Here is a 9856-nt window from a genome sequence, read left to right as displayed (position 1 = left end):
GGCCGGGGGGCCCCCCCCCTACCCTGCGGCTCGGGGCCCCCCCCCCCGGGCCGTTTTCCACAGGTCCGCGCCCCGGCTCTGGCCCTCGGGCGCGGCGGCGGACCATACTGGCGGCGCACATGTTCGAGGAGGGGGAGCACAGGGTGAGTGAGAGCAGCACCAGGTCCGCTACGGCCGTCGCCGAGGACCCGGCCGGCCCGCCGATGGTCCGCGTCGAGGCCCTTCGCCGCTCGTACGGCACGGGCGAGGCCGCCGTCCACGCCCTGCGCGGGGTCTCCTTCGACATCCCGCGCGGCGAGCTCGTCGCGCTCAAGGGCCGCTCGGGCTCCGGCAAGACGACCCTGCTCAACCTCGTGGGCGGGCTCGACACCGCCGACGGCGGCCGGATCGTCATCGACGGCACCGACCTCTCCACGCTCGGCGAGAACGGACTCCTGGAGCTGCGCCGCGACCGCATCGGCTTCATCTTCCAGTCCTTCGGGCTGCTCCCGATCCTCTCCGCCGCCGAGAACGTCGGCGTGCCCCTGCGGCTGCGCAAGGCGGACCCCAAGGAGCGCGAGGAGCGGGTCGCCCTGATGCTCGGCCTCGTGGGCCTCGCCGACCACGCGAACCAGCGGCCCGGCGAGCTCTCCGGCGGCCAGCAGCAGCGCGTCGCCATCGCCCGGGCCCTCGCGAACAAGCCGGCGCTGCTGATAGCCGACGAGCCGACGGGGCAGCTGGACGCGGAGACCGGGCTCGCCGTCATGCAGCTGCTGCGCGCCGTGGTGCGCAGCGAGGGCTGCACCGCCCTCGTCGCCACCCACGACCCCCAGCTCCTGGGGCTGGCGGACCGGGTGCTGGAGCTCAGCGACGGCGAGATCGTCGAGCACTGAGCGGACCCGCCGGTGCGGTGGTGCCCGGGCGAAGGCGCCGCCGTCCGGTGCGGCGCGCCGCACCGGACGCTCGTCCCCGCGTTCACGCCTCCGTCGGGGGCGCGGACATCACCTCGCGGACCTCGATCGGCATGTTGATCGGCGCGCCGCCCGGGCCGGGCGCCGCCGAGACCTCGGCCGCGATCTCCAGGGCCCGCTGCCGCGCGGGGACCTCGACGATCCACCAGCCCGCCAGGAACTCCTTCGTCTCGGCGAACGGCCCGTCGGTCACCAGCGGCGCACCGTCCGCGTCCGCCCGGACGATCAGCGCCGTGTCCGGCATGGCGAGCCCCTGAGCGTCGACCAGCTCGCCCGCCGCCGCCAGCTTCCCGTTCACGGTGGACATGAAGTCGATGTGCGCGCGGACCTCCTCCGGCCGCCACTCGCCGATCGAGGGGACGTCGAGTGTCCGCGAGCTGAACTGCATCAGCAGCATGTACTTCATGGAGTGCTCCTCGGGTGTGCCGTGCGGCGGCCCGGTGGCCCGCCGTCGAAGGGTGGTCGGAGCCGGGTCCGCGATCTCGACACGGGGTCCGCCATCAGGATCACGTCAATACCGCACCGGGCCCTCTCCCCGCGTGCGGAATGTCCGATTGGCTGGACGTATGGTCGAGCCATGGGACGCGGCAAGCTTCGGATCTACCTCGGCGCTGCGCCGGGCGTCGGCAAGACCTACGCGATGCTCTCCGAGGGGCACCGCCGGGTGGAGCGCGGCACGGACTGCGTGGCGGCCTTCGTGGAGCACCACGGCCGGCCGCGCACGGAGGTCATGCTGCACGGCCTGGAGCAGGTCCCGCGCCGCACCCTGGAGTACCGGGGGACGACGTTCGAGGAGATGGACGTCGACGCCGTCCTCGCCCGCCGCCCGGTGGTCGCCCTCGTCGACGAGCTCGCCCACACGAACGTCCCGGGCTCCCGGAATCCCAAGCGGTGGCAGGACGTCGCCGAACTCCTCGCGGCCGGCATCGACGTCATATCCACCGTCAACATCCAGCACCTGGAGTCGCTGGGGGACGTCGTCGAGGCGATCACCGGAGTGCGGCAGCGGGAGACCGTCCCCGACGAGGTGGTGCGCAGGGCCGACCAGATCGAGCTGGTCGACATGTCGCCGCAGGCCCTGCGCCGCCGGATGGCGCACGGCAACGTCTACACCTCGGACAAGGTCGACGCGGCCCTCTCCAACTACTTCCGCCCCGGGAACCTGACCGCCCTGCGCGAGCTGGCCCTGCTGTGGACCGCCGACCGGGTCGACGAGTACCTCCGGCAGTACCGGGGCGAGCACAACATCCGCTCCACCTGGCAGGCCCGCGAGCGCATCGTCGTCGGCCTGACCGGCGGACCCGAGGGCCGCACGCTCATACGGCGCGCCACCCGACTGGCCGAGAAGGGCGCGGGCGGAGAGGTCCTCGCCGTCTACATCGCCCGCAGCGACGGACTCACCGCGGCCTCCCCGAAGGAGCTCGCCGTCCAGCGCACCCTCGTCGAGGACCTCGGCGGAACGTTCCACCACGTCATCGGCGACGACATCCCCTCCGCGCTCCTGGAATTCGCCCGCGGGGTCAACGCCACCCAGATCGTCCTCGGCTCCAGCCGCCGCCGGACCTGGCAGTACGTGTTCGGCCCCGGCGTCGGCCAGACCGTGGCCCGGGACTCCGGGCCCGACCTGGACGTCCACATCGTCACCCACGGCGAGGTCGCCAAGGGCCGGGGCCTGCCCGTCGCCCGCGGGGCCCGCCTCGGCCGCTCCCGGATCATCGGCGGCTGGCTGGTCGGGGTCGTGGGCCCGCTCGGCCTCGCCCTGCTCCTCACGCACGTCGACGCGGACCTCGGTCTCGCCAACGACATGCTGCTCTTCCTCGCCCTCACGGTCGGCGCGGCGCTCCTCGGCGGCTTCCTCCCGGCACTCGCCTCGGCCGCCGTCGGCTCCTTCCTCCTCAACTGGTTCTTCACCCCGCCGCTCCACCGGCTGACCATCGCCGACCCCCTGAACATCGTCGCCATCGCCGTCTTCTTCGGCGTCGCGATGTCGGTCGCCTCCGTGGTGGACCTGGCCGCCCGCCGCACCCACCAGGCCGCCCGGCTGCGCGCCGAGTCCGAGGTGCTCTCCTACCTGGCCGGCAGCGTGCTGCGCGGCGAGACGAGCCTGGACGCCCTCCTGGAACGGGTCCGCGAGACCTTCTCCATGGAGTCGGTGGCCCTCCTGGAGCGCGCCGACGAGGTCGAGCCGTGGACACGGGCGGCGAGCGTCGGCCCCCACCCGGTGGCCCGCCCGGAGGACGCGGACGTCGACATGCCCGTCGGCGACCACCTGGCCCTCGCCCTGACGGGCCGGGTGCTGCCCGCCGAGGACCGGCGGGTGCTCGGCGCCTTCGCCGCCCAGGCCGCCGTCGTCCTCGACCGGCAGCGGCTCGTCGGCGAGGCGGAGGAGGCCCGCAAGCTCGCCGAGGGCAACAAGATCCGCACGTCCCTGCTCGCCGCCGTCAGCCACGACCTGCGGACCCCGCTCGCGAGCATCAAGGCCTCCGTCACCTCGCTGCGCTCCGACGACGTCGAATGGTCCGAGGAGGACCGGGCCGAGCTCCTGGAGGGCATCGAGGCCGGTGCCGACCGCCTCGACCACCTCGTGGGCAACCTCCTCGACATGTCCCGCCTCCAGACCGGCACCGTCACCCCGCTGATCCGCACCGTCGACCTCGACGAGGTCGTCCCCATGGCCCTCGGGGGAGTACCGGACGGCAGCGCCGAGCTGGACATCCCCGAGACGCTCCCCATGGTCGAGGTCGACAAGGGCCTCCTGGAGCGGGCCGTCGCCAACATCGTGGAGAACGCCGTGAAGTACAGCCCCGAGGGCGAGCCCGTCGCCGTCGCGGCCAGCGCCCTGGGGGACCGGGTCGAGCTGAGGGTCGTGGACCGCGGCCCCGGCGTCCCCGACGAGGCCAAGGACGGCATCTTCGAGCCCTTCCAGCGCTTCGGCGACGCCCCGCGCGGCTCCGGCGTCGGCCTCGGCCTCGCGGTCGCGCGCGGCTTCGTCGAGGCCATGGGCGGCACCCTCGGCGCCGAGGACACCCCCGGCGGCGGCCTCACCATGGTCCTCACCCTGCGTGCCGCGCCGGGCGGCCCCCAGGCCCCGGCCCACGGCCTGCCGGCCCACGCGGTGACCTGACCGACCCGGCCCGTACCCGCTTGCGTACGAGCGGCATCGCCCGTACGCCTATCCGTACCCCCTGACACGACGAAGAAGGTAGGCCCCCTCCATGACCCGGGTCCTCGTGGTCGACGACGAGCCGCAGATCGTCCGCGCCCTGGTGATCAACCTGAAGGCGCGGAAGTACGAGGTCGACGCCGCGCCCGACGGCGCCACCGCCCTCCGGCTCGCCGCCGAACGCCACCCCGACGTCGTCGTCCTCGACCTCGGACTGCCCGACATGGACGGCGTCGAGGTCATCAAGGGCCTGCGCGGCTGGACGAGGGTGCCGATCCTGGTGCTCTCCGCCCGGCAGACCTCCGACGAGAAGGTCGAGGCGCTCGACGCGGGCGCCGACGACTACGTCACCAAGCCCTTCGGCATGGACGAGCTGCTCGCCCGGCTGCGCGCGGCCGTGCGCCGCGCCGAGCCGGTCGGCGGTGCCGAGGACGGAGTCGTCGTGGTCGAGACCGAGGACTTCACCGTCGACCTCGCCGCGAAGAAGGTGCACCGCGACGGGCGGGACGTCCGGCTCACCCCCACCGAGTGGCACCTCCTGGAGGTCCTGGTGCGCAACAGCGGCCGGCTCGTCAGCCAGAAGCAGCTCCTCCAGGAGGTCTGGGGGCCCTCCTACGGCACGGAGACCAACTACCTGCGGGTCTACATGGCGCAGCTCCGCCGCAAGCTGGAGACCGACCCCTCCCACCCGCGCCATTTCGTCACCGAACCGGGCATGGGCTACCGCTTCGAACACTGAGGCGGAGGGCGTACGGAAGGGGGGCCGGGGCCGCCTCCGGTGACACCGGTGGCCGGTACGCTTTGTGTATGAGTGCAGCACCGCGTACAGAGAAGCCGGCCGGAAGGTTCCGCCGGATGCTCGACCGGCTCTCCTCCTCCCCGGAGGACCTGGAGTCGGAGGAGCTCCAGGAAGACGCCGAGGCCTCGGGGTGCACGCGCATCTGCGACTGCTCCGACCGCCAGATAGTCAAGGTGACTGGTACCTTGCGCACGGTCACTCTGCGTCCCCGGGCCGGTGTGCCCGCGCTGGAGGCCGAACTCTTCGACGGCACGGCACCGCTCGACGTCGTGTGGCTCGGCCGGCGCTCCATCGTGGGCATCGAGCCCGGCCGCAAGCTGATCGCCTCCGGCCGCATCTCCATGAGCCACGGCCGGCGGGTCCTCTTCAACCCCAAATACGAGCTCCGACCGCTCGGACAGGAGTAGCCGGTGACGTCCCTCGACAAGCCGACCGCGGACCGGTCGACCACGGACCGGTCGACCCCCGACCAGGACGCCCAGGCGGACAAGGCGGTGACGGAGGCCGCGCTGTTCGAGGCCTTCGGCGGCGTGCGGGGCATGATCGAGACGGTCGTGCCCGGCCTGCTGTTCGTCACGATCTTCACGATCAACAAGAACCTCCAGGTGTCGGCGATCGCCGCACTCGCGGTCTCGCTCGTCCTGGTGGCCGTCCGGCTGATCCGCCGGGACACCGTCAAGCACGCCTTCAGCGGCGTCTTCGGCGTCGCCTTCGGCGTCGTCTTCGCGATGATGACGGGCAACGCCAAGGACTTCTACCTGCCCGGCATGCTGTACACCCTGGGCCTCGCCCTGGCGTACATCATCACCGCCCTCGCCGGAGTGCCCCTGATCGGCCTGATCCTCGGCCCGGTCTTCAAGGAGAACCTCTCCTGGCGCACCCGCAACCCGGGCCGCAAGAAGGCCTACACGAAGGCCAGCTGGGCCTGGGGCCTGATCCTGCTCGGGAAGTGCGCCATCCTCTTCCCGATGTACTGGTGGGCCGACACCACCAAGTTCGGCTGGGTGCTCGTCGCCCTGAAGATCCCGCCGTTCCTGCTCTCCGTCTACCTCACCTGGGTGTTCCTCGCGAAGGCCCCGCCGCCGATCGACGTCTTCGCCGAGATGGAGGCCGAGGAGCGCGCCGAGAAGGAGCGCAAGGCGGCCGCGGCGGCGCAGCGCCACCCCGAGGCCTGAGAAACGGTACGAGAGCGCAGCTGCGGTACGACGAAGGGCCCGGACCTGACGGACAGGTCCGGGCCCTTCCCCGTACGCACGGCCGAGTCTCAGGACTCGGTGGGCTCCCGCCGGACCTGGAGGAGGTCCTCCAGCTGCTCCTCGCGGGCCTGCGCGGCCACGAACAGCAGCTCGTCGCCGGCCTCCAGGGTCTCCTCGGGGCTCGGCGTCAGCACCCGCGAACCGCGGATGATCGTCACCAGCGAGGTGTCCTGCGGCCAGGCGACCTCGCCCACCTGCGTACCGGCCACCGCCGACTCCGGCGGAAGCGTCAGCTCGACCAGGTTCGCGTCGCCGTGGCTGAAGCGCAGCAGCCGGACCAGGTCGCCGACGCTCACCGCCTCCTCGACCAGGGCCGACATCAGACGCGGCGTCGAGACGGCCACGTCCACGCCCCAGGCCTCGTTGAACAGCCACTCGTTCTTCGGGTTGTTCACCCGGGCGACCACGCGCGGCACGCCGTACTCGGTCTTGGCGAGCAGCGAGACGACCAGGTTCACCTTGTCGTCACCGGTCGCCGCGATCACCACGTTGCAGCGCTGCAGCGCTGCCTCGTCCAGCGAGGTGATCTCGCAGGCGTCGGCGAGCAGCCACTCCGCCTGCGGCACGCGCTCCACCGAGATGGCGGTCGGCGCCTTGTCGACCAGCAGGACCTCGTGCCCGTTCTCCAGGAGCTCGCCCGCGATGGAACGGCCCACCGCGCCCGCGCCCGCAATAGCGACACGCATCAGTGACCGCCCTCCTCGGGACCTTCGGCGAAGGCCGCCTCGACCTTCGCGATCTCGTCCGTACGCATCATCACGTGCACCAGGTCACCTTCCTGGAGCACCGTCTGCGAGGTCGGCAGAATCGCTTCGCCCAGCCGGGTGAGGAAGGCGACGCGGACGCCGGTCTCCTCCTGGAGCAGGCTCACCTTGTGGCCGATCCACGCGGGGGAGGTGTGCACCTCGGCGAGCTGCACACCGCCGCTCGGGTCACGCCACAGCGGCTCGGCGCCCGAGGGGAGCAGCCGGCGCAGCATCTGGTCGGCGGTCCAGCGGACCGTCGCGACCGTCGGGATCCCCAGGCGCTGGTAGACCTCGGCGCGCCGGGGGTCGTAGATCCGCGCCGCCACGTTCTCGATGCCGAACATCTCGCGCGCGACCCGCGCCGCGATGATGTTGGAGTTGTCGCCGCTGCTCACCGCGGCGAAGGCACCGGCCTCCTCGATCCCGGCCTCACGCAGCGTGTCCTGGTCGAAGCCCACACCCGTGACCCGGCGCCCGCCGAAGCCCGATCCCAGACGGCGGAAAGCCGTCGGGTCCTGGTCCACGACCGCGACGGTGTGCCCCTGCTGTTCGAGGGTCTGCGCGAGAGCGGCTCCCACTCGCCCGCAGCCCATGATGACGATGTGCACGTCCCCTTACCCCGCACTCCTGATCGCCTTGCTGACCTGCGAAAACACCCTGCTCACAACTTTCCTCGCCCGATCGGCCCGGGCCGTGGCGGACGACGCCCTGACGGGTCGCCCGGTCCGAGCTTAAGCGGCAACGCTGGCGGGGACCGCATCCGAGGTGGTACTCAGGGAGATTCGGTGCGGATCGGGGGTGCCGGTGCGCGTGGCTCTTTTCGAACGCTTACGATCCTCTCCGTGTCCAAACTGACCGACGTGCCCAAACGGATCCTGATCGGGCGGGCCCTGCGCAGCGACAAGCTGGGAGAGACCCTTCTCCCGAAGCGGATCGCCCTCCCCGTCTTCGCCTCCGACCCGCTGTCCTCGGTGGCGTACGCCCCCGGCGAGGTGCTGCTCGTCCTCTCCGTCGCCGGCCTGTCGGCCTACCACTTCAGCCCGTGGATCGCGCTCGCGGTCGTCGTCCTGATGTTCACGGTGGTCGCCTCGTACCGGCAGAACGTGCACGCGTACCCGAGCGGCGGCGGCGACTACGAGGTCGCCACCACCAACCTCGGGCCGAAGGCCGGACTCACCGTCGCGAGCGCCCTGCTCGTCGACTACGTCCTGACCGTCGCCGTGTCGATCTCCTCGGGCATCGAGAACCTGGGCTCCGCGATCCCCTTCGTCGTCGAGCACAAGGTGGCCTGCGCGGTCGCCGTGATCGTGCTGCTCACCGTGATGAACCTGCGCGGTGTGAAGGAGTCGGGCTCCCTCTTCGCGATCCCGACGTACGTCTTCGTCGCCGGCGTCTTCATCATGATCCTCTGGGGCGCCTACCGGGGCATCGTCCTCGACGACACCATGAGGGCGCCCACCGCGGACTTCGAGATCAAGGCCGAGCACCAGGGGCTGGCCGGCTTCGCGCTGGTCTTCCTGCTGCTGCGCGCGTTCTCCTCCGGCTGTGCCGCGCTCACCGGAGTCGAGGCCATCTCCAACGGCGTCCCCGCCTTCCGCAAGCCGAAGTCGAAGAACGCGGCCACCACGCTCGCGCTCATGGGCGGCCTGGCCGTCACCATGTTCTGCGGCATCATCTTCCTGGCCATGGCCACCGACGTGCGCATGGCCGAGAAGCCCGCCACGGACCTGCTGCACAACGGCGTCCCGGTCGGCGAGGGATACGTCCAGGACCCGGTCATCTCCCAGGTCGCGGCCGCCGTCTTCGGCGACGGAACGTTCTTCTTCATCGTCCTTGCCGCCGCCACCGCGCTCGTCCTGTTCCTGGCCGCGAACACCGCGTACAACGGCTTCCCGCTCCTCGGCTCGATCCTCGCCCAGGACCGGTACCTGCCGCGCCAGCTGCACACCCGCGGCGACCGCCTCGCGTTCTCCAACGGCATCGTGCTGCTCGCGGGCGCCGCCGCCCTCCTCGTCGTGATCTACGGGGCGGACTCCACCCGGCTGATCCAGCTCTACATCGTCGGCGTCTTCGTCTCCTTCACCCTCAGCCAGATCGGCATGGTCCGGCACTGGAACCGCCACCTGGCGACGGAGCGGGACCCCGCCAAGCGCCGCCACATGATCCGCTCCCGTGCGATCAACACCTTCGGCGCCTTCTTCACCGGCCTCGTCCTCGTCGTCGTCCTCGCCACCAAGTTCACCCACGGCGCCTGGGTCGCGCTGCTCGGCATGGTGATCTTCTACGGCACGATGACCGCGATCCGCCGGCACTACGACTCCGTCGCCGCGGAGATCGCCGCCGCCGAGGAACGCCCCGACGAGTACGTGCGCCCCTCCCGGGTCCGCTCCATCGTCCTCGTGTCCAAGCTCCACAAGCCCACCCTCCGGGCCCTCGCGTACGCCAAGCTCATGCACGCGCACGAGCTGGAGGCGCTGACCGTCAACGTCGACCCGGCCGAGACGAAGGCGCTCAAGGAGGAGTGGGAGCGGCGCGGCATCAACGTGCCGCTCAAGATCCTCGACTCGCCGTACCGCGAGATCACCCGGCCGGTGATCGAACACGTGAAGAGCCTCCGCCGCGAGAGCCCGCGCGACGCCGTCTCCGTCTACATCCCCGAGTACGTCGTCGGCCACTGGTACGAGCACCTGCTGCACAACCAGAGCGCGCTGCGCCTCAAGGGCAGGCTCCTCTTCACCCCCGGCGTCATGGTCACCTCGGTCCCGTACCAGCTCCAGTCCTCCGAGGCCGCGAAGAAGCGGGCCAGGAAGCGCCAGGAGTGGAACGCGCCGGGCTCGGTCCGCCGCGGCCCGGTGGAGAAGCGCCAGAAGGAACCCACCGCGAAGAACAACTGAAAAAGAACAACTAGACTGGTGGGCTGCCGTACGGACCGAGGTCCGCGG

Annotated in this window: 9 protein-coding genes; 6 read left to right on the top strand and 3 right to left on the bottom strand. The window is 71.4% G+C overall.

Going from position 1 to position 9856, the window contains the following annotated elements; all coding sequences use genetic code 11:
- Positions 1-203 precede the first annotated feature (203 nt).
- Entirely contained in the window at positions 204-872 is a 669-nt protein-coding gene (locus tag ACFV2S_RS07940; protein ID WP_385555293.1) for an ABC transporter ATP-binding protein, read from the top strand.
- An 82-nt stretch (positions 873-954) separates the two neighbouring features.
- On the opposite strand, the gene ACFV2S_RS07935 is transcribed toward ACFV2S_RS07940, so the two are convergent.
- Complete coding sequence (locus tag ACFV2S_RS07935) at positions 955-1356, bottom strand: YciI family protein (RefSeq protein WP_385555273.1); 402 nt, start codon at positions 1354-1356, stop codon at positions 955-957.
- A 171-nt stretch (positions 1357-1527) separates the two neighbouring features.
- Between ACFV2S_RS07935 and ACFV2S_RS07930 the strand changes: the two genes are divergently transcribed.
- The 4 genes from ACFV2S_RS07930 (at position 1528) to ACFV2S_RS07915 (ending at position 6087) form a co-directional block, all read left to right on the top strand.
- The gene (locus ACFV2S_RS07930; RefSeq protein ID WP_383790067.1) at positions 1528-4074 is read left to right on the top strand and encodes an ATP-binding protein; all 2547 of its coding nucleotides are present in this window, start codon (positions 1528-1530) and stop codon (positions 4072-4074) included.
- A gap of 91 nt (positions 4075-4165) precedes the next feature.
- The gene (locus ACFV2S_RS07925; protein WP_189804617.1) at positions 4166-4852 is read left to right on the top strand and encodes a response regulator; all 687 of its coding nucleotides are present in this window, start codon (positions 4166-4168) and stop codon (positions 4850-4852) included.
- 68 nt (positions 4853-4920) lie between these two features.
- Complete coding sequence (locus ACFV2S_RS07920; protein WP_073906407.1) at positions 4921-5319, top strand: OB-fold nucleic acid binding domain-containing protein; 399 nt, start codon at positions 4921-4923, stop codon at positions 5317-5319.
- A 3-nt stretch (positions 5320-5322) separates the two neighbouring features.
- Positions 5323-6087 carry a DUF3159 domain-containing protein gene (locus ACFV2S_RS07915; RefSeq protein WP_383790070.1) on the top strand — a complete coding sequence of 255 codons (765 nt, stop codon included), beginning with the start codon at positions 5323-5325 and terminating at the stop codon, positions 6085-6087.
- Between the two features lie 89 nt (positions 6088-6176).
- On the opposite strand, the gene ACFV2S_RS07910 is transcribed toward ACFV2S_RS07915, so the two are convergent.
- A complete protein-coding gene (locus ACFV2S_RS07910) occupies positions 6177-6854 on the bottom strand; it encodes a TrkA family potassium uptake protein (RefSeq protein ID WP_329857199.1) in 678 nt (225 codons plus the stop codon).
- Positions 6854-7522, bottom strand: coding sequence for a TrkA family potassium uptake protein (locus ACFV2S_RS07905; protein WP_030687099.1), 669 nt, complete (start codon positions 7520-7522; stop codon positions 6854-6856). The genes ACFV2S_RS07910 and ACFV2S_RS07905 overlap by 1 nt, the downstream gene beginning before the upstream one ends.
- A gap of 234 nt (positions 7523-7756) precedes the next feature.
- Between ACFV2S_RS07905 and ACFV2S_RS07900 the strand changes: the two genes are divergently transcribed.
- On the top strand, positions 7757-9808 hold the full coding sequence (locus ACFV2S_RS07900) for an APC family permease (RefSeq protein WP_383790076.1): 2052 nt from the start codon (positions 7757-7759) through the stop codon (positions 9806-9808).
- Positions 9809-9856 lie beyond the last annotated feature (48 nt).

It is taken from the genome of Streptomyces sp. NPDC059695 (genome assembly GCF_042733785.1).
Lineage (GTDB): Bacteria > Actinomycetota > Actinomycetes > Streptomycetales > Streptomycetaceae > Streptomyces.
This window is presented reverse-complemented; position numbering and strand designations above follow the sequence as displayed.

Bases quoted from the DNA above. Each gene is read 5' to 3' on its own strand.
- ACFV2S_RS07940 (WP_385555293.1), top strand. From the start codon at position 204: ATGGTCCGCGTCGAGGCCCTTCGCCGCTCGTACGGCACGGGCGAGGCC.
- ACFV2S_RS07935 (WP_385555273.1), bottom strand. From the start codon at position 1,356: ATGAAGTACATGCTGCTGATGCAGTTCAGCTCGCGGACACTCGACGTC.
- ACFV2S_RS07930 (WP_383790067.1), top strand. From the start codon at position 1,528: ATGGGACGCGGCAAGCTTCGGATCTACCTCGGCGCTGCGCCGGGCGTC.
- ACFV2S_RS07925 (WP_189804617.1), top strand. From the start codon at position 4,166: ATGACCCGGGTCCTCGTGGTCGACGACGAGCCGCAGATCGTCCGCGCC.
- ACFV2S_RS07920 (WP_073906407.1), top strand. From the start codon at position 4,921: ATGAGTGCAGCACCGCGTACAGAGAAGCCGGCCGGAAGGTTCCGCCGG.
- ACFV2S_RS07910 (WP_329857199.1), bottom strand. From the start codon at position 6,854: ATGCGTGTCGCTATTGCGGGCGCGGGCGCGGTGGGCCGTTCCATCGCG.